This window comes from Sinorhizobium sp. 6-70 (assembly GCF_030124375.1).
Taxonomy (GTDB): Bacteria; Pseudomonadota; Alphaproteobacteria; order Rhizobiales; family Rhizobiaceae; genus Sinorhizobium.
Genome location: NZ_JASKLS010000024.1, coordinates 16,377 through 35,801 on the forward strand (window position 1 = coordinate 16,377; position 19,425 = coordinate 35,801).

Sequence of the window (19,425 nt, forward strand, 5' to 3'; positions counted from 1 at the left end):
CGCAGCAAAGCGCCGCAGCTTCCAATTCCTTTGTGAGAGGCAACGATGTCTACCCATGCACCAGCGCCGGCTGCGCTTACGATGACGAAAGCGGCAGCCGAGAAGAGGTACCCCGCGAGAATGCCGAAAAACGGCAACGCGAATGCTTACCGCCGAATTGTCATCGGCTTGCTCGCGATCGCGGTTCTGGCACCTGTCGGCCTGATCATCTACCAGAGCTTCCTGACGGCTGCTTTCTTCAGCCCGCGCGCCAAGTTTGGCTTTGATGCCTATCGCTACGTCTTTACCGACAAGAACTTCTACCGGGCACTCGGCACGACAGCCATTTTCTCCTTCGGCATGGTGGCCATCGCTGTGCCGCTGGGCGGCTTACTGGCATTTCTCATCACCCGCACGGACATTAAGGCCAAGCGTCTGCTCGAGATCCTCGTGCTCGTGCCGATGTTCATTTCGTCGATCGTTTTGGCGTTTGGATACACGGTCTCGGTCGGGCCGACGGGCTTCGTCTCGCTGTTCGTGCGAGACTTGATCGGAATCGTTCCTTGGAACATCTATAGCCTGCCTGGAATGATCCTGATCGCCGGCCTGAGCCATGTGCCGCATGTCTATCTCTACGTGTCGTCGGCCATGCGCAATCTGCCATCAGACCTGGAAGAGGCAGCGCGCACCACAGGTGCGTCCATCTGGCAGGTGTCTCGTGACGTGACGCTGCCGATGGTGCTACCGGCGCTGATCTTCGCAGCGGCCCTCAACATCCTGCTTGGCTTCGAGACCTTCGGCATTCCACTGGTGCTCGGCGATCCCAACGGCATTATGGTGCTGACCACCTACATCTACAAACTCACGACACTCTTCGGTACCCCGACTTATCAGCTCATGGCGGTCGTTGCCGTCGTCCTGATCCTCATTACCCTGCCGCTCGTCTGGATGCAGCGAAGGCTGCTCCGCAATGCCCGCAAGTATGCGGCGATGGGCGGCAAGGGCGCGCGTGTCTCCACGCTCAAGCTGGGCACAAGCGGCCAGTTGATCGCCCTTTCGATCATCGGCTTCTGGCTCTTCGTCTCCGTCGTGCTTCCGATCGGTGGGATCGCCGTGCGTGCTTTCGTGGATGCCTGGGGCGAGGGGGTCAATCTCTGGGATCAACTCACCTTTGCGAACTTCGACCGCATGCTGGAAGTACCGAGCCTTGTCCGCGGCATCATCAACACCGTTGTGCTGTCCGTCTTCGGTGGGGCGCTTGCCGTCGGCATCTATCTGCTGGTCGGCCTCGCAGGCCACCGCAACTGGGGCATGTCCAACACGGTGCTCGACTACATCGTCCTTCTGCCGCGGGCGCTACCCGGCCTGGTCATCGGTCTCGCCTTCTTCTGGGTGTTCCTGTTCGTGCCGTTCCTAACCCCGCTGCGACCGACGCTGGTGAGCCTGTTCGTTGCTTATGTCGTCGTCGGCCTGTCCTATGGTCTGCGTCTCCTTCAGGGCACGCTGATCCAGGTCGCGCCGGAACTGGAAGAATCCGCTCGCACGACGGGGGCGACGATCGGCCGGACCTGGAAGGACGTGGTCATTCCGATCGTGCGTCCGGGCCTGGCCGGTGCGTGGGCCCTCATCATGATCATCTTCCTTCGCGAATACGCGACAGGCGTCTACCTGATGGGCGCGGGTACGGAAGTCATCGGTTCGCTCATGGTCTCGCTGCTTCAGACGGGTGCCATGAACACGATCGCCGCCCTTTCCCTCATCAGCATCGTATTGACTGGCGCGGGCCTCGCACTCGCCCTTCGTTTGGGAGCAAAAATACATGACTGAACTCGTTGTAAGCAATGTCCAGAAGTGGCTCGGCGGACTGCAGATCCTGAAGGGTGCGTCGTTTACGGCCGAACGTGGTTCTATCGTTGCCCTGCTCGGGGCCTCCGGTAGCGGCAAGACGACGCTGCTCCGCTGCGTCGCCGGCCTGGAACAGCCGGAAATCGGGCAGATCGTCATCGGCGGAAAGACGGTGCTGGACGGAGAGAAGAAGCTCGCGCTTCCTCCTGAGCAGCGAAACATCGGGCTCGTCTTCCAGTCCTATGCGCTCTGGCCGCACCGGACAGTGAAGGAAAACGTCGGCTACGGGCTTAAGCTGCGCAACGTTGCCCAGGCGGACATCGAAAAGCGTGTGCAAGGGATCTTGGACCGGATGGGCCTCGGACATCTGGCCGACCGCTTCCCGTCGCAGCTCTCCGGCGGACAGCAGCAGCGCGTCGCCATCTGCCGGGCGCTGGTCTACGAGCCCCGCGTCCTTCTCCTCGATGAGCCGCTGTCCAACCTCGACGCGAAGCTGCGCGAGGAGGCGCGCTACTGGATCCGCAAGCTGATCCTCGATCTGGAGATCTGCGCGATCCTAGTGACGCACGACCAGAGCGAAGCGCTGGCCGCGGCCGACAACATTCTCCTGCTGCAGGACGGACGCATCGTCCAGCAAGGCGGACCGCAGGAGATCTACTCGAACCCCAACAGCTTCTATTCGGCTGACTTCCTGGGTGCGAACAACATCGTCAGGGCGAAGATCAAGACCGTCGACGGCAGGACTGCGGTCATCGGCGGCGACAACTGGAGCCTCAACGGCACGATCCGCGAAACGGTCGGCTTGAACGCATCCCAGGATGCGCGCGCCGTGATCCGCGTCGAGCAGATAAGCGTGACGGACAGCCCGGCCGCAGACGGCCTCGAGATGAACCTCGACGACAGCATCTACCTCGGAGACCGTTGGGAATATCGTCTGCGGCGCGGTGATTTCGTGGCAAAGGCGCATGGCGCGAAGCAGCTTGCGTCAGGCAAGGTCTGGGCTCGGATTCCGCCCGAAAGCGTCTGGGTGTTCTCGGCAGGCGCGCAATAGCACAGTGCCTCCATCGGCGGCCGATGATCCTCCTGAGCGGCCGCCAACCTTTTCAAGGATGAAACGCAGTGACAACTCAACTGAGAATCGCGCTTGTCCATGCGACGACCATCGCCATGGATCCGATAAGACAGGCCTTTGAGCGTTCGTGGCCCGAGGCCGACACGGTCAACATCCTCGAGGACAGCCTCTCGCCGGACCGGGCCAAGCAGGCCGGCATCACCGATGCGCTGACTGACAGGATCGTTGCATTGACGAAATACGCCCGCATGATCGGCAGCGATGCGGTGCTCTTCACCTGCTCGGCGTTCGGACGGGCAATCGAGCAGGCCGCGACGACGGTCGACATTCCGGTCCTGAAGCCGAACGAGGCGATGTTCGAGGCCGCGATCCACAAGGGCGGTCGCACTGCGATGCTCTACACTTTTCCACCCGCCCGCGAAGGAATGGAAGTCGAGTTCCGCGAGGAAGCGGAGCGCCTCAATCCCTATGCCGCGATCGAGAGTTTCCTGGTGGACGGCGCAATCGAAGCTGTTCGGGCAGGCGATGCGGAAACGCACAATAGGCTCATAGCGGAAGCCGCAGCCAAGCTCGAAGGATTCGATGCTATCACCTTGGCCCATTTCTCGACGGCACGCGCACTGAAGGCCGTTCAGGCGGTCACGGATATTCCCGTTCTCACGAGCCCGGACGCGGCGATTGCGAAACTTCGTCGCCTGCTGGCCGCGGACGATCATTCTATTCGTCGAGGTGCTGTGTGATATGCTGATCGGTGTCATTGCAGATGATTTCACGGGGGCGAGCGATATCGCCAACACGCTTGCCAAGAGCCTTCCGGGGCAGGGTGGCCTGCGAACGGTCCAGTATCTGGGAGTACCGACGGAAAACGCCGCAGGCGACGTGGAAGCTGGCGTCATAGCGTTGAAAAGCCGCTCGATCGCAGCGAAAGATGCTGTCGAGCAATCCCTGCGTGCGCTTAATTGGCTGCTGGAGCAGGAGTGCCGGCAGATCGTCTTCAAGTATTGCTCGACGTTCGATTCCACGCCGAACGGCAACATCGGACAAGTCGGCGAAGCGCTGGCAAACGCACTTGGTGTGAAGGGTGTCGTGGCATGCCCTGCATTTCCGGGTGCCGGACGCACGGTCTATCAGGGACATTTGTTCGTGAGGGACATGCTTCTCAACGAATCCGGTTTGCAAAATCATCCACTCAATCCCATGACCGACGCCGACATCCGGCGGTGGCTTAGGAAGCAGACCACATCCGAGGTCGGGCACGTCGGCATCGATGTCGTGCACAATGGATCGCAAGCCATCGCAACCGCACTGAATGCCGCAGCGAGCGCTCAGGAGACGCTTGTGATCGTCGATGCCATCAGCGACGGCGATCTGGTGTCGATCGGACGCGCCGTGGCCGACCATCGATTGATAACCGGCGGATCCGGGATCGCGATCGGCCTACCCGCCAACTTCATCGACCGAGGGCTTGCCAAGGGCAATGGCTCTACAGCGGTGGGCGTGCTGGGTCCGGACGCCATTCTGGCCGGAAGCTGCTCCGGGGCCACGCGCGAGCAGGTCGAGCTTCACAAAACCAATCACCCGACCATGCCGATCGACGTCGATGCTGTCATGGACGGGAAAACCACACCCGGCCACGTGGCCGCCTTCCTGCTCCGACATGAAGGACGGGCTCCACTTGCCTATTCATCTGGCGCTCCTGAAACGGTTCGCGCGCTACAGGAGAAGTATGGCCGCGAGAACGTGGCTCGTGCCCTCGACCAGCTCTTTGCCGAAACGGCACAGGAGCTGGTCCGGTCAGGGATCCGACGTCTCGTGGTCGCCGGGGGAGAAACATCAGGTGCCGTCGTCTCCGCGCTTGAACTCGGCGCACTATCCATTGGTCCGGAGATAGATCCAGGAGTGCCTGTGCTCGTTTCTGGCGGGCCGGAACCTGTGGCCCTGGCACTGAAGTCCGGAAACTTCGGGTCGCCGGACTTCTTCACAAAGGCACTGGAAAGGCTGGCAGGTCGATGAGCAAGGAAGCCACTCTACGAGAGCAGATGGTACAGCTCTCGAAATCATTGTTCGATCGCGGTTTCTCGGTCGGGTCGGCAGGCAACATCAGTGCGGCTGTCGACGACGGCCTGCTGATCACCCCCACCAATTCCTGCCTCGGCTTTCTCGATCCAGCCCGGATCAGCAAGCTGGATCGCAATGGAAACCATATCTCAGGCGACAAGCCTTCGAAGGAGATCTTTCTGCATCGTGCCTTCTATGAAACGCGACCTCGGACAGGGGCAGTGGTACACCTCCACTCCACCTTCGCGACGGCGTTGTCCTGTTTGACTGATACCGATGCGGACGACTGCATCCCCCCGCTCACGCCTTATGTCGTCATGCGCGTGGGACAGGTGAAACTGGTGCCGTACGTGCGGCCCGGCGACGAGCGTGCAGGGGATTTGATCCGGGAACTGGACGGTCGTTATGCCGCAGTGTTGCTTGCGAACCATGGACCGGTTGTGACCGGGCGAGATCTCGCATCAGCAGTTTACGCAGCGGAAGAACTTGAAGAAACCGCCAAGCTGCTTGTGCTCCTGCGTGATGCGCCCAAACGCATGCTGGCTGCCGCGAGCGTTGAAGAACTCAAGGCCGTTTTTGGAGCCTACTGACGGAGAGACCATGAAAACTGCTGATCTCGTGGACGCCCATGGCGACGATGTTCACTTCTGCAATCTGCCTTTCATCAAGCTGGGACAACGGCGGACGTTCTCCGGTCCGATCACAACCGTGAAGTGCTTCGAAGACAACGCGCTCCTGAAGGCCGAACTTCAGAAGCCCGGCGATGGGCGCGTGATGGTCGTCGATGGTGGTGCGTCAACGCGGTTTGCCCTGCTGGGTGACCAGATCGCGGTGATCCTTCGCGACAACAATTGGGCTGGCATCATCATCAACGGGTCGGTCCGTGACAGTGTCGAGATCGATACGATGGACGTCGGCGTGTTCTGCCTGTCGATCACCCCGAAGAAGTCGAGCAAGGATGGTGTGGGTAAGCGCGACGTCGGTATCAGCTTCGGAGGTGTCACCTTTACGCCGGGCCATTTCGCCTATGCAGACGCGGACGGCGTGCTGGTGAGCGCAGAGGACTTTCGCTGAAGTCGAAGGGGAATTCGATGCCGGAGAACCGATGGTCAGCGCATATCGGCTATCTGTTCACCGAGCTGCCGCTCTTTGAACGGATCGCTGCCGCGGCAAAAGCCGGGTTCACGGCGATCGAGCATCCGCAACCGTTTGTAATCCCCGCCGCGCAGATGCGGGCAGAACTGGCACGCTGCGGACTTGTCTTTTCGCAGGTCGGAGCTGCCGTCGGCGACGCCAGTAGAGGGGAAAAGGGGCTCACCGCCATCCCCGGCCGTGAAGCAGACTTTCGCGAGCAATTCGATCGCGCACTCGATTATGCAAACGCCGTCGATTGCCCGTTCGTCCATCCGATGGCGGGCGTTCCTTCGACGAGCAATGTTGCAGCCATAGCGGAAACGTATCGCAACAATCTGAGCTATGCCGTGGAGCGCACAGCAGGCACGCCGGTCAAAGTGCTGATCGAGGCCATCAGCGAGGCTGCCGTTCCCGGTTATGCCATGTCCACGCTCGATCATGCCGCGCGTATTCAGGACGCGTTCGGGCCGGACAACATCGCGCTGCTTGTCGACACGTATCATGCGTGCGCGAATGGTACTGAACTCGAATCCTGGATTGCCGCGAACCACTACAGGATCGGCCACGTCCACATCGCTGACCACCCCGGCAGGCATGAACCGGCAACCGGGGTCATTGATTTTGAAAGCCTGCTCGAGGCCCTGCGGTCCCATGGCTTCGAAGGTGCAATTGGCTTCGAATTTTTCCCATCGAAAACCACGATCGACAGCGCAGCCTTCCTGCCGCGCTGGAAGCAATTCATGGCAGCAAGTGCCAAGTGCGAGCGACAAGACAGGAGGCCTGCGTGATAACGGCAATCAACCCTACGAATGGAAGCGAACTGGCGCGCTATGAGTTTCACGACGACGTCTATGTCGACACCGCTCTATCTGCTGCAGCCGAGGCGCAGAAGTCATGGCGGAAGGTTCCGGTCACCGAACGCGTTCCCCTCTTGCATGGAATGGCGAAGGTTCTTCGCGCCAACAAGGCGCGCTATGCGGAGATGATCACCCTCGAAATGGGCAAGCCGATCGTCGAGTCGGAAGCAGAAATCGAGAAGTGCGCCTACAATTGCGATTTCTATGCGGAACATGCTCCGCAATATCTCGCCGACGAGCCGGTCAAATCCAATGCTTCCGAGAGTGTTGTCGCCTTCGATCCCCTTGGCGTCGTGCTTGCCATCATGCCGTGGAACTATCCGTTCTGGCAGTTCTTTCGGTTTGCCGCTCCGGGGTTCGCCGCCGGCAACGGGGCGATCCTGAAGCATGCCAACAACGTGCCGCAGTGCGCGCTGGCGATTGAGGAGGTGATGTCGGAAGCTGGCTGCCCCAAAGGCCTGTTCCGCACGCTTCTGATCGAGCCGCAGAAGGTTGCAAGCCTGATCGCGGATGATCGCATTGCCGCCGTCACCCTGACAGGCTCGACGGAAGTCGGTGCCATCGTTGCCGCGCAGGCAGGCAAGGCGCTCAAGAAGCAGGTTCTCGAGCTTGGAGGCTCGGATCCGTTTGTCGTCCTTGCCGATGCCGATCTCGAAGAAGCGGCAACGGTCGCGGTCAAGGCGCGCTACATCAATGTCGGCCAGTCCTGCGTCAACGCCAAGCGCTTCATTGTCGAGGAGAGCATCGCCGATCGCTTCGTCGAACTGTTCTGCGCTGGCGTCGCCAAGCTGAAGATCGGCGATCCGATGGAACGCGACACCAACATCGGCCCGATGGCGCGCGCAAACCTCATGAGGGGTCTCCATGCCCAGGTCGAACAGACTGTCGCTGCTGGCGCGACGCTGATGACGGGTGGAAAGCCGCTCGAGGGTGAGGGCTTCTATTATCCACCGACTGTTCTTGATCACGTAACGCCCGAGATGACCGCGTTCCGGGAAGAAACCTTTGGACCGGTTGCTGCAATCATCCGGGTAAAGGATGCCGACGAGGCGATCCGCCTTGCCAACCAGACGGAATTCGGCCTTGGATCGGCCATCTGGAGCAAGGACGTCAGGCGTGCCCGAGAGCTTGCTCGCGACCTTGATGCGGGTGCCGTCTTCATCAACGGCATGGTGGCTTCCGATCCCCGCTATCCCTTCGGGGGCATCAAACGTTCCGGTTACGGTCGCGAGCTCGGCGTCTATGGCATGCGCGAATTCGTGAACATCAAGACCATCTGGACCGGTCCAGCCCACACTGCAAAGTAAGGAATGAATGTCATGGCATCGTCTGCCCAGCCGGCAATCCTCCGTCCCCGCGAACTGAAGACAAACGATCGTGGTGGAGGCGCGCGTACCACTCCGCTCGTCACCCGAAAGTGCGGCTCGACCAGCATGATCAACGGCATTACCGCCTTTGATCCGGGTGCTGCCATCGGCCTGCACATGCACAATTGTGAAGAGAGTGTCATGGTCATCGAGGGCCAGGCGATCGCCGAGATCGACGGTGTCCAGCATCATCTCGACACCAATGATACGACGTGGATTCCCGCAAACGTCCCGCATCGCTTCATCAATGCCACAGACAAGCCCATGCGGATCTTCTGGGTCTACGCGTCAATCGACGCCACGCGGACCATGATCGCGACGGGTGAGGAACGTGCCATCGATGCCGAGCATGGGCATCAGTCCGGAGCAGGCAAATGATCCTTGAAGTTGCCGAGATCACGGTGAAGCCCGGTAATGAACAGGCATTCGAGCAGGGTGTCGAGAAAGCTGCTCCCCTGTTTCTCAGGGCCAGGGGTTGCCACGGCGTTTCCCTGCATCGGGTCATCGAGACACCATCACTCTATCGTCTCGTGGTGAAGTGGGAGACGGTGGACAATCACATGGTCGACTTCCGCAACTCCGACGATTTTCAGGAATGGCGAATGCTCGTCAGTCCCTTTTTCGACGGCGCGCCGCGCGTCACCCATTCCGAATGCGTGGCTTCGTATGGCTGATCATGCGTAGGAAGCGTGCTGTTGCCATCTCATTTGCCCTGACATTGGCAATCGCCGCCGCCGGCGGTTCGGTGATGTGGCATTTCCATATGCCGCTCGCCTGGCTCCTCGGTGCGATGATTGCAACGGGCCTTGGTGCGCTTGTCCGCCTGCCGCTAGCGATGCCCCGCTTTGCCAGGCCACCGATGACGGCCCTGATCGGCGCGATGCTCGGAACGTCCTTCTCGCCCGCAGTGTTCGAGCACGTAGGCATGTGGCTTCTGTCCCTTTCTGGCTTGGCGGTCTTCATCGCATCAGCCGGGGCGGCGGTCTACGCCTACTTCCGTCTGGTCGCAGGCCTTGATCACCCAACGGCCTTCTTTTCGGCGATGCCGGGCGGATTGGTCGAGATGGTGATCCTGGGTGCCGAGCGAGGCGGCGATGAGAAGACGATCGCACTCATTCATGCGTCACGAATATTCCTCGTCGTCCTCAGCCTACCGTTCCTGATTCAACCGTTCACAGGAGCGCCAATCAGCCGGACCGGAACCAGCTATGTTCCTCTTTCGAGCGTCGAGCTTGCAGATCTTGCGTGGTTCACTGCGGCCGTTGTCTTGGGTGTCGGGGCAGGGATCGTCCTCCGTCTTCCAGCCAGATATCTCATGGGGCCGATGGCCGTCAGTGCGATCCTGCATTTCTCTGGCGTGACCGATTTCGAGATGCCGAGCATTGCGTTGGCGGCGGCGCAGGTGGTGATCGGCGCCACGGTCGGATGCCGCTTCGCAATGGCATCACCACGGGAGATCCTGAAGGTTATCGGTCTTTCGATCGGATCCACCTTCCTTCTGCTTTGCGTATCGATGGGGTTTGCCGGCGTTCTCGCCTGCTTCACCGGCGATCGCTTCATCGCGCTCGTTCTGGCCTACTCACCAGGTGGGGTGGCCGAGATGAGCATCATTGCCCTGTCACTCGGCATAGAAGTACCATTCGTGGTTCTTCATCACATCGTGCGCGTCCTGCTGGTGGTCGCGGGATCAGCGTTCGTGTTTCGATTTGTGAAGCGGTTCCGATGAGCGCGGGGCGATCACCGATTGCAATGAACGTTTACTGGTGACGGGACGGCGGAAGAGCTCGAAATGGTTTAAACTGGGTCCCCAGGCAGCAAATTACGCATCTGAAATGGTAACCGCGACAGCTCTCCTTTGAGCGACAACTACCGACAAACGGTGGTCAAGCGCTTGTAAAAACTATGCTTTTTTTGAAGCTAAGTGGCCTGTCAGGAAAGCGAACTGCGGGCCAAAAAACAGCCTGCCTGGGGACCGTGGATTCTCACGAGACCAGCGCATTCGCCCTCCAGAGTGAGTTCCGAGCGGGTCCCAAACTTTGCCAGGAACTGATAAGCCCACCCGGCCTCCAGGTCGAGTTCCATCTCGACGACATCGCCCCCACGCCCATTGCGCTTGGCCATCGTGCTGATGTCATCGAGCTTCTCAAGCAGGCTGTCGCGCTCGTGTTCGAACAGGATCTGGAGTTGCTGTTTGGTGGACATCGCTTCCTTCGAATTCATCTTCAGCTCGGCCAGCCGGGTATTGAGCTTCCGGCCGATGATCTGAGCCTTTCTATGGTCGGAACAATGAAGGCTGAGTGAAAGGCGGCTACCCGGACGGCAGCGGACGAAGGCGGTTGGAATACGCGCGCGCCAGTAAAAGATGTTGCCGCGGCGAATAAGATTCTCGACCTCGTGGCGCACGGCCATGATCAGTGCCCTGTCTTTCCCCGAGAGCTCGTCCATCGCGCTCGATCGGCGTGGGCATCACCTTTGGGCTACAGTTCTGGGCATCAGGTCGCCGATGATGCCAAAACGATATTCGGCACGACTGGAAAATCAAGGAATTAAGGGCTCTTCGGGAGAATTGGCTGGGGAACCTGGATTCGAACCAGGACTAACGGAGTCAGAGTCCGCTGGTCTACCGTTAACCTATTCCCCAAGGTTCGCTGGCGGAGCGAGGCCGCCGCGTCGGTGTGGCGGGCTTATAAACAAAAGAATGCCCGATGCAAATACCTTTTGGCAAAAAAATGCGACTGGCCTGTGGCCAGCCACTCTTTTCCACGCGCGAGCGCCGGGGAGTGCGCGGAAAGACGGGAGCCTTGCGATGACCTGTGCCTCCGTAAGCCTCGGAGGCGGCTCGGTTTGCCGGCCACGGCGGCGCGTCTGTCAGGCGCGCAAGGACGCTGTAGCGTGCGGAATCGCTGCGGTTTTTTCTCCTTAAATCGATTTCGATTTAACGAAACACGCAGCCGCCGCGACGTCAAAAAAGGTTTGGCGAAAAGGGGCGGCGCTGGTACAGTCGCGCCAACGCAAAATCGAGAGAGCGCCTTGAGCGGCCGTCAGGCTTCGCGCGGCGCCATGGTTGAGACACGTGAAAGACCCCGATCACGGCGAAAAGCCGTCTGAATCCGGGGCGTCGGCAGCAGGTCGTGGCGAGGCGCGCAAGGTCGTGCCGCGCGGCGGAAAGGGCAAGCGGAGGCGGCGCAGGCCGTCCGGCTCGCCGTCTGCAGTTGCCAGCCAATCCGGCCAAGCCGGAGAGGCAGGGCGTCCCGCAGGACTGGATGTGGCGGAGCCTGCGCGAAAGCGCAAACGGCGCCGTCGCTCGAAAGCAGCAAAACCGCAGGGCCAGGTCATGGCCGCCGTTTCCGGCGGAAGCGTCGAGCTTTTCGATGCGGTCATCACCGACAAGAAGGGCCACAAGCGCAGCAAGAAGGCGCGGCATCGGCGCGGGCTTCAGGGGCGGCCGCTTGCGTCGAACGGCAAACCGCATGCGAGTGAGCGGCCGGGCGATCCACGTCGTGCCGAGGCCGGGGCGGTTTCACAGCCGACGCATGCGCCGCGGTCGGAAAATCTGCGCGCGCCCTTTGTTACGGCGGGTGAGCCGCCGGCACCGCTCTACGCGGCGCTCGACCTCGGCACCAACAATTGCCGCCTCCTGGTCGCGCAGCCGACCCGGCCGGGCCAGTTCCGCGTGGTCGACGCGTTCTCGCGCATTGTCCGGCTCGGCGAGGGGTTGGGAGCGAGCGGGCGCCTTTCGGACGACGCGATGGAGCGCTCCGTCGAGGCACTCAAGATCTGTGCCGCGAAACTCAATGCCCGTTTGATCCGCCGCCGCCGGCTGATCGCCACGGAGGCGGCGCGGTCGGCCGCCAACGGCGAAATCTTTCTGAGGCGCGTGGCCGAGGAAACCGGGCTCGACCTCGAGATCATCGATCGCGAGACCGAAGCGCGGCTGGCGGTTTCCGGCTGCTCGTCGCTGGTCGATCGCGAGACGAGATCCGTCGTTCTCTTCGATATCGGCGGCGGCTCGTCCGAGATCGCCATCATTCGCATTGGCGACAACCGGTCGAGCCGGCTGGCCAACCATATCACCCATTGGACGTCGCTCCCCGTCGGGGTCGTCACCCTTTCGGAACGCCATGGCGGCGAGCATGTGACGCCGCAGAGCTTCGAGGCGATGGTGGGCGAGGTCGAGGGCATGCTCGCCCGCTTCGATAGCCCCCCGGTCGAGGCTCTGGCGAACGGCGGCGACGGCTTTCATCTGATCGGAACATCGGGAACGGTAACGACGCTCGCCGGTGTCCATCTCGATCTGCCGCGTTACGACCGGCGCAAGGTCGATGGGCTGTGGCTGTCCGACGACGAGGTTTCGGCGATGCAATCCCGCCTGCTTTCCTGGGATTTCGCAGCTCGCGCCGCAAATCCCTGCATCGGGCCGGATCGTGCCGATCTGGTGCTTGCCGGCTGCGCGATCCTCGAGGCGATCCGCCGCCGCTGGCCGTCGACGCGCATGCGCGTGGCCGATCGCGGTCTGCGCGAAGGCCTGTTGACCGATATGATGGCTGACGACGGCGCCTGGCGCCGCGCCCGCCCGCGCCGGCACCAGCGCAGCTTCAATGGCGGATCGGCGAACCACGAGGGGAACAGGACCCACGAGGGGAACAAAGCCCATGAGGGGAATAAGGCATGACGAAATCGCCGATCGGCGGCAACCGCAGCGGCCGTAAGCTCGGCCAGAAGGTGAAGAAGGGCAAGCTCAAGGCCTCCTCGCGCCGCTGGCTGGAGCGCCATATCAACGATCCCTACGTCCAGCGGGCACAGCTCGAGGGCTATCGCGCCCGGGCGGCCTTCAAGCTTCTTGAAATCGACGAGAAGCACAAGATCCTTGCCGGCGCCAGGCGCATCATCGACCTTGGTGCCGCGCCCGGAAGCTGGTCGCAGATCGCCGCCAAGGTGACGAATTCGACCGATGCCGACCCGCGTGTGGCCGCGATCGACTTTCTTGAAATGGACCCGATCCCCGGTGTCCGCTTCCTGCAGATGGACTTTCTCGACCCCGAGGCGCCCGACAGGCTAAAAGAGGCGATCGGTGGAACGCCTGACCTGGTGATCTCCGACATGGCGGCGCCGACTACCGGCCATCGCCAGACTGATCACCTGCGCACGATGCACCTTTGCGAGGTCGCAGCTCATTTTGCCGTCGATGTGCTCGCCGAAGGCGGCCACTTCCTGGCAAAGACTTTCCAGGGCGGCACGGAGCGTGAGCTCCTGAACATGCTGAAGCAGAATTTCCGGCAGGTCATCCATGTCAAGCCGGCCTCGTCTCGCGCCGAGTCGGTCGAGATGTTCCTGCTCGCCAAGGGCTTCAAGGGACGGCGAGCGACGGAGACCGAGGAGCCGGCGGAAGACGCTGCAACGGAGTAGAACATGCTGCTTTACGTGACGCTCGGCACGAACGACCTCGACCGCGCCGGCGCCTTTTATGACAAGACGCTCGCGACGCTTGGCCTTGAACGGCGGAAGCAGGACGAAGTCGAGATCGGCTATGGCGCCGAAAGCGATGTCCGCTGCCGCCTCTGGGTGGTGACGCCGTTCAACCGGAAGGCGGCGACGATCGGCAACGGTTCGATGGTTGCGCTCGAGGCGGAAAACCGCACTGCCGTCGATGCCTTCTACGCCGCTGCACTCGCCAATGGCGGCACGGACGAGGGCGCACCCGGCCTGAGGCCCTTCCACCCGAATTTCTATGCTGCTTACGTCCGCGATCCGGACGGCAACAAGCTGTCGGCCGTGTGTGAGCGGCCGGAATAAAGCGGGACGACAGGGCCTGCCTTATTTGCCGGCCGTCGTTTCGGCTTCGCGCATCTGCAGGCGGTGACCGGAAACGGAAGCGCCGGCATTCTTCGCCATCGTCAGGAACGGGATGGCGCCCAGCAGATTGGCGCCGGCGATGATCATGAACGCGATATGGAAGTCTTCCAGACCCAGCGGGCCGCCGCTGATCGACGTTTGGACTTCAAGGATCGCGCCAGCGACGGCAACCCCAAGCGCAAGGCTGATCTGCTGCAGCACGGCGCTCATCGAGGTCGCCTTGCTGGCGTCCGCATCGTCGATATCGGCGAAGGAAAGCGCGTTGATGCTGGTGAAGAAGAACGACCGGGCGAAGCCCGCAAGCAGCAGGATCGAGATCATCACCAGGTAGGGGGTCGCCGGCGTGAAGAAGCCGTTGGCGAAGGTCAACAACCCACCGACGACGGCCGCGGCGATCAGCGTGGTGCGGAAACCGGCAAAGGCGAGAACACGGCGCGCGAGGAATTTGGTGGTGATGGCGCCAATCGCGCCGACGAAGGTGATGAGGCCGGACTCGAACGGATTGAGGCCGAAACCGATCTGCAGCATCAGCGGCATCAGGAAGGGGATCGCACCGACCGAGATGCGGAAGATCGTGCCGCCGATCGTGGCCGCGCGGAAGGCGCTGTTCCTGAACAGCTTCAGATCGAGCACCGGCGCCGGATGCCTGCGGGCATGGACGATGTAGAGGAGCGTGGCGGCGATGCCGGCTGAAACGGATGCAAAGCCGATCGACGTCGGCAGCGCTGGCAAGCTGATGACCGACAGGCCGAAGACGATGCCCGAGGCGGCGATGCCGCCAAGCACGAAGCCGAGAATGTCGACCGGCGGCGGGTTTCGCCGTTCCATCTCGGGCAGATAGATGCCGGAAAGCACGTAGCCGGCAATGCCGACCGGCACGTTGATCAGGAAGATCCAGTGCCAGGAAAAATAGGTGGTGATGAAGCCGCCAAGCGGAGGGCCGGCGAGCGGTCCGACGAGTGCCGGGATAGTCAGCAACGCCATGGCCGAGACGAGCTCGCTGCGCGGGGCGCCTCGGACGAGAACAAGGCGAGCGACGGGCGTCATCATTGCGCCGCCCATACCCTGCAGGAAGCGCGAGAGGACGAAAGCGATGAGGCTGTTCGAGATGGCGCAGAGCACCGAGCCGACGATGAAGACGAGAATCGCCGCACGAAAAATGCGCTTGGCGCCGAAGCGGTCGGCCATCCAGCCGCTCAACGGGATGAAGATCGCGAGCGCCACCATGTAGGATGTCAGCGCCAGTTTCAGGGTGATCGGGCCGACACCGATGTCGTGGGCGATGGCGGGCAGTGAAGTCGAAATAACCGTGGAATCCATCTGCTCCATGAAGAGAGCTATGGCGAGGATCAACGGAACGATACGATTCATGCGGAAAGGCCCTGGCGTGAGTGGCGCGGGCGTGGCGCGACAATGACGGCCTATAGCATAATTCCCGGAAGCGGAATCGATTTCAGGAAATTGCGTCGGTCAAAGCGCTACCGCGGCCCTACAGCGCCGCGCGTCTGATTAGACGCGCAAAGGACGCTGCAGCACTTTTGCGTTGCTGCATGTTTTTGTCTTTAAATCGGCTACGATTTAAAGACAAAAACATGCAGTAGGCGTCTAAAAACACGAAAGCCATCGAAGCGCAAACCAAACCTGCGATTGCAGATCAAAAGCCTGTGATCCCGCCTGTCCCTTTCCTTCGGCCCTACTTCCTGCCCGTCATGGCTTGCCGTGGCAACGGCTTACTTGTGCGCCACGTTCACCGGGCAGGTCGAGTGCGATTCTGGAAGGACGAGGCGCGTGTCGGCACGCCGGCCGAAAATCGCGGACGGTGCAGAAGTTGTGCCGGGCATCACGGCGCTTGCCGCTTTTTGGCCCTACGCGCCGCAAGGTCTTCGACATGATCGCCGCGGACCGTCTGCCCTTCATCGGCTACCGCTTCATGCCGGCGACCTATCAGTTCGATATCTAGCGGCGGAGAAATGTTGCTGTGCAACAACAATTTCCAGGGCCCTGGAGATTTCCGGCCCTTGACTATTCCCATTCCGACATATCCGTGTTACGAGCCCTCGCCAACTTCCAAGACAAGCTTTGAAGTCACCCGGTGGACAAATCGCTGACGGTCCCCGGGGATTTTCGTTTATTGAAGAGGAACTGGCCATGGCGCGCATCATCGAAACGGCAACCGGTCTGGAGGCTTTGACCTTCGACGACGTTCTGCTTCAGCCGGGACATTCCGAGGTCATGCCGGGCCAGACCAACATCTCGACCCGCATCGCGCAGGATATAGATCTCAACCTCCCCATTCTGTCCTCCGCAATGGATACGGTCACCGAAGGCCGGCTGGCGATCGCCATGGCCCAGGCCGGCGGCCTCGGCGTCATTCATCGCAACCTGACCCCGGCCGAACAGGCCGAAGAGGTTCGCCAGGTCAAGAAGTTCGAGAGCGGCATGGTCGTCAACCCGGTCACGATCGGTCCGGATGCAACGCTCGCCGACGCGCTGAGCCTGATGAAGGTGCACGGCATTTCCGGTATCCCGGTCGTTGAAAATGGCGGCGCCGGCGGGCAGAAGCAGGGGCGTCTCGTCGGCATCCTCACCAATCGCGACGTACGCTTCGCCTCCGATCCGGGTCAGAAGATCTACGAACTGATGACCCGGGAAAATCTGATCACCGTCAAGGAAAGTGTCGACCAGCAGGAAGCCAAGCGTCTCCTCCACAAGCACCGGATCGAGAAGCTCCTGGTGGTGGATCCGGACGGCCGCTGCGTCGGTCTGATCACGGTCAAGGACATCGAGAAGTCGCAGCTCAATCCCAACGCGTCGAAGGACGCGCAGGGCCGGCTTCGCGCCGCCGCCGCCGTCAGCGTCGGTGACGACGGTTTCGAGCGCGCCGAGCGGCTGATCGACGCCGGCGTCGACCTGATCGTCGTCGACACCGCACACGGCCATTCACAGCGTGTGCTCGATGCCGTCGGCCGGATCAAGAAGCTGACGAACTCCGTTCGCATCATGGCGGGCAACGTGGCCACCGCGGATGGCACCAAGGCGCTGATCGATGCCGGTGCCGATGCCGTCAAGGTCGGTATCGGCCCCGGCTCTATCTGCACGACGCGTATCGTCGCCGGCGTCGGCGTGCCGCAGCTTGCGGCGATCATGGCCGCCGTCGAGGCCGGGCAGGCGTCCGGGATCCCGGTGATTGCCGACGGCGGCATCAAGTTCTCCGGTGACATGGCGAAGGCCATCGCCGCCGGCGCCTCGGCTGTCATGATCGGCTCGCTGCTCGCCGGTACCGACGAGAGCCCGGGCGAAGTCTTCCTTTATCAGGGCCGTTCCTTCAAGGCCTATCGCGGCATGGGTTCTGTCGGCGCAATGGCGCGCGGTTCGGCCGATCGCTACTTCCAGGCCGAGGTGCGCGACACGCTGAAGCTCGTGCCGGAAGGCATCGAGGGCCAGGTCCCCTACAAGGGGCCGGTTGCGGGCGTGCTGCATCAGCTCGCCGGTGGGCTCAAGGCTTCCATGGGCTATGTCGGCGGCGCGACGATCAAGGACTATCAGGAACGCGCGACCTTCGTGCGTATCTCCGGTGCCGGCCTTCGCGAGAGCCACGCGCACGACGTGACGATCACCCGCGAGAGCCCGAACTATCCGGGCGCCGTCTGACAGCTGCTTCGGGGCGCTTCGAAGCGCCCCGCTTTCCCCCCGACATTGCAAACACCGATGACCGGCTTCGAGATCTTCTGGCCCATGGTCGCCCATGTTGCACTGGTTTTCGTGCTCTACCTCATTTTTTCGACACGCCGCTTTGGATGGCGATGAGCTGATCGCCGTTTGCCGGCATGACTGTTTCAGATCTGAGACGATTTCTCCACCGAACGACCCCTCCTTGATGTGTGTCAAGGGACCGTGGCTTGCTCTGGCGCTAGGCTTCCGTTTGTCAGCGCGACACCGGAGCGTGCGCGATGCCGGCTGCGCCGGCGCCAACATCGACGATCGGAGGACATCGATATGACCATGAAAGCCGCTGTGGTACGCGAGTTCGGCAAGCCGCTTGTGATCGAGGAAGTGCCGATCCCAAGGCCTGGACCCGGCCAGGTCCTCATCAAGTACGAGGCGACAGGCGTGTGCCACACCGATCTGCATGCCGCAAAGGGTGATTGGGCGGTGAAGCCGAACCCGCCCTTCATTCCGGGCCATGAAGGCGTGGGTTACGTCGCCAAGCTCGGTGCCGGCGTCAAGGGGCTGAAGGAGGGCGACCGGGTCGGTGTTCCGTGGCTGCACACTGCCTGCGGCTGCTGCACGCCCTGCCGCACCGGCTGGGAAACGCTTTGCGGCAGCCAGCAGAATACCGGCTATTCGATTGATGGCACCTTCGCCCAATATGGGCTCGCCGATCCGGATTTCGTCGGGCGGCTACCCGCAAAGCTCGAATTCGGTCCGGCGGCGCCGGTGCTCTGCGCCGGCGTCACGGTCTACAAGGGGCTGAAGGAGACGGAGGTGAAGCCCGGCGAATGGGTCCTCGTCTCCGGTATCGGCGGCCTTGGCCACATGGCGGTGCAGTATGCCAAGGCCATGGGCATGCATGTCGCCGCGGCCGATATCTTCCCCGAGAAGATCGCGCTCGCCGAGAAGCTCGGCGCCGACCTCGTCATCGATGCAAGGTCGCGCGACGCCGTGGAAGAGGTCCAGAAGCGGATCGGAGGCGTCCACGGATCGGCTGGTGACGGCGGTCTCACCGAAGGCGATGGAGCAGGCTTACAACATGCTGCGCTCCAAGGGCACGATGGCGCTCGTCGGCCTGCCGCCGGGCCAGATCTGCCTGCCGATCTTCGATACGGTCCTGAAGCGCATCACCGTGCGTGGCTCGATCGTCGGCACCCGTCAGGATCTTGAGGAAGCGCTGGAATTTGCCGGCGAGGGCAAGGTCGCGGCCCACTTTTCCTGGGATAAGCTCGAGAACATCAACGCGATCTTCGAGCGCATGGAGGAGGGCAGGATCGGCGGCCGCATCGTCCTCGATCTCAACGGCTAGGCAGTGAAACGCGGGGCGGTTTCTTCGCCCCGCGCCGCCCGATCCAGCGCTGCCGGTAACGCAGTTTTGTACGCCATGCGCGCGCCGGTTGACCTATCCTGCGCGCGGGCGGCTTTCCTTCCGGTACCGCCTGCGGAGAGGATAGCCGAAGGAGGGCGCCATGAACGAACCCGTCATCACCCAAGCGATGATCGATGCCTATGACGAGTAAACAATTAAGACACAGGACCTTCTCCTTGT

Annotated in this window: 17 protein-coding genes, 1 tRNA gene and 1 pseudogene; 16 read left to right on the plus strand and 3 right to left on the minus strand. The window is 61.8% G+C overall.

Features of this window, described 5'->3' with window-relative positions:
* Positions 1 to 45 precede the first annotated feature (45 nt).
* The 11 genes from QN222_RS29265 (at position 46) to QN222_RS29315 (ending at position 10,038) form a co-directional block, all read left to right on the plus strand.
* Entirely contained in the window at positions 46 to 1,806 is a 1,761-nt protein-coding gene (locus QN222_RS29265; protein ID WP_283963624.1) for an iron ABC transporter permease, read from the plus strand.
* Positions 1,799 to 2,875, plus strand: a complete 1,077-nt coding sequence (locus QN222_RS29270; RefSeq protein ID WP_283963623.1) for an ABC transporter ATP-binding protein — start codon at positions 1,799 to 1,801, stop codon at positions 2,873 to 2,875. The genes QN222_RS29265 and QN222_RS29270 overlap by 8 nt, the downstream gene beginning before the upstream one ends.
* 68 nt (positions 2,876 to 2,943) lie before the next feature.
* A complete protein-coding gene (locus tag QN222_RS29275) occupies positions 2,944 to 3,636 on the plus strand; it encodes an arylsulfatase (RefSeq protein ID WP_283963622.1) in 693 nt (230 codons plus the stop codon).
* Between the two features lies 1 nt (position 3,637).
* On the plus strand, positions 3,638 to 4,909 hold the full coding sequence (gene otnK / locus QN222_RS29280; protein WP_283963621.1) for a 3-oxo-tetronate kinase: 1,272 nt from the start codon (positions 3,638 to 3,640) through the stop codon (positions 4,907 to 4,909).
* The gene (gene otnC, locus QN222_RS29285; protein ID WP_283963620.1) at positions 4,906 to 5,544 is read left to right on the plus strand and encodes a 3-oxo-tetronate 4-phosphate decarboxylase; all 639 of its coding nucleotides are present in this window, start codon (positions 4,906 to 4,908) and stop codon (positions 5,542 to 5,544) included. The genes otnK and otnC overlap by 4 nt, the downstream gene beginning before the upstream one ends.
* A 10-nt stretch (positions 5,545 to 5,554) precedes the next feature.
* The gene (gene rraA, locus QN222_RS29290; RefSeq protein ID WP_283963619.1) at positions 5,555 to 6,028 is read left to right on the plus strand and encodes a ribonuclease E activity regulator RraA; all 474 of its coding nucleotides are present in this window, start codon (positions 5,555 to 5,557) and stop codon (positions 6,026 to 6,028) included.
* Between the two features lie 17 nt (positions 6,029 to 6,045).
* Positions 6,046 to 6,876, plus strand: a complete 831-nt coding sequence (locus tag QN222_RS29295; RefSeq protein ID WP_283963618.1) for a TIM barrel protein — start codon at positions 6,046 to 6,048, stop codon at positions 6,874 to 6,876.
* Positions 6,873 to 8,252 (plus strand): NAD-dependent succinate-semialdehyde dehydrogenase, encoded by a 1,380-nt coding sequence (locus QN222_RS29300; protein ID WP_283963617.1) that lies wholly within the window; start codon positions 6,873 to 6,875, stop codon positions 8,250 to 8,252. Before QN222_RS29295 ends, QN222_RS29300 begins: the two co-directional genes overlap by 4 nt.
* A 12-nt stretch (positions 8,253 to 8,264) precedes the next feature.
* Complete coding sequence (locus QN222_RS29305; protein WP_283963616.1) at positions 8,265 to 8,690, plus strand: cupin domain-containing protein; 426 nt, start codon at positions 8,265 to 8,267, stop codon at positions 8,688 to 8,690.
* Entirely contained in the window at positions 8,687 to 8,986 is a 300-nt protein-coding gene (locus QN222_RS29310) for an antibiotic biosynthesis monooxygenase family protein (RefSeq protein ID WP_283963615.1), read from the plus strand. The genes QN222_RS29305 and QN222_RS29310 overlap by 4 nt, the downstream gene beginning before the upstream one ends.
* A gap of 2 nt (positions 8,987 to 8,988) precedes the next feature.
* On the plus strand, positions 8,989 to 10,038 hold the full coding sequence (locus QN222_RS29315) for an AbrB family transcriptional regulator (RefSeq protein WP_283963614.1): 1,050 nt from the start codon (positions 8,989 to 8,991) through the stop codon (positions 10,036 to 10,038).
* A 203-nt stretch (positions 10,039 to 10,241) separates the two neighbouring features.
* Here QN222_RS29315 and QN222_RS29320 read toward each other — a convergent pair whose 3' ends face one another.
* Both QN222_RS29320 and QN222_RS29325 read right to left on the minus strand, forming a co-directional pair.
* The gene (locus tag QN222_RS29320) at positions 10,242 to 10,757 is read right to left on the minus strand and encodes a DUF6538 domain-containing protein (RefSeq protein WP_283963613.1); all 516 of its coding nucleotides are present in this window, start codon (positions 10,755 to 10,757) and stop codon (positions 10,242 to 10,244) included.
* A 122-nt stretch (positions 10,758 to 10,879) separates the two neighbouring features.
* Positions 10,880 to 10,953 (minus strand) — tRNA-Gln (locus tag QN222_RS29325).
* A 432-nt stretch (positions 10,954 to 11,385) separates the two neighbouring features.
* Between QN222_RS29325 and QN222_RS29330 the strand changes: the two genes are divergently transcribed.
* The 3 genes from QN222_RS29330 to QN222_RS29340 are packed head-to-tail and all read left to right on the plus strand — an operon-like array spanning position 11,386 to position 14,105.
* Entirely contained in the window at positions 11,386 to 12,984 is a 1,599-nt protein-coding gene (locus QN222_RS29330; RefSeq protein ID WP_283963612.1) for a Ppx/GppA phosphatase family protein, read from the plus strand.
* On the plus strand, positions 12,981 to 13,718 hold the full coding sequence (locus tag QN222_RS29335) for an RlmE family RNA methyltransferase (protein WP_180940261.1): 738 nt from the start codon (positions 12,981 to 12,983) through the stop codon (positions 13,716 to 13,718). The genes QN222_RS29330 and QN222_RS29335 overlap by 4 nt, the downstream gene beginning before the upstream one ends.
* A 3-nt stretch (positions 13,719 to 13,721) precedes the next feature.
* Complete coding sequence (locus tag QN222_RS29340; RefSeq protein ID WP_283963611.1) at positions 13,722 to 14,105, plus strand: VOC family protein; 384 nt, start codon at positions 13,722 to 13,724, stop codon at positions 14,103 to 14,105.
* A 21-nt stretch (positions 14,106 to 14,126) separates the two neighbouring features.
* Here the strand turns inward: QN222_RS29340 and QN222_RS29345 are convergent, their stop codons facing one another.
* Positions 14,127 to 15,536: a DHA2 family efflux MFS transporter permease subunit gene (locus tag QN222_RS29345; protein ID WP_283963610.1), complete on the minus strand. Its 1,410-nt coding sequence runs from the start codon at positions 15,534 to 15,536 to the stop codon at positions 14,127 to 14,129.
* 777 nt (positions 15,537 to 16,313) lie between these two features.
* Between QN222_RS29345 and guaB the strand changes: the two genes are divergently transcribed.
* Complete coding sequence (gene guaB, locus QN222_RS29350; RefSeq protein ID WP_283963609.1) at positions 16,314 to 17,816, plus strand: IMP dehydrogenase; 1,503 nt, start codon at positions 16,314 to 16,316, stop codon at positions 17,814 to 17,816.
* 339 nt (positions 17,817 to 18,155) lie between these two features.
* A pseudogene (gene adhP, locus QN222_RS29355) lies at positions 18,156 to 19,185 on the plus strand (alcohol dehydrogenase AdhP).
* Positions 19,186 to 19,425 lie beyond the last annotated feature (240 nt).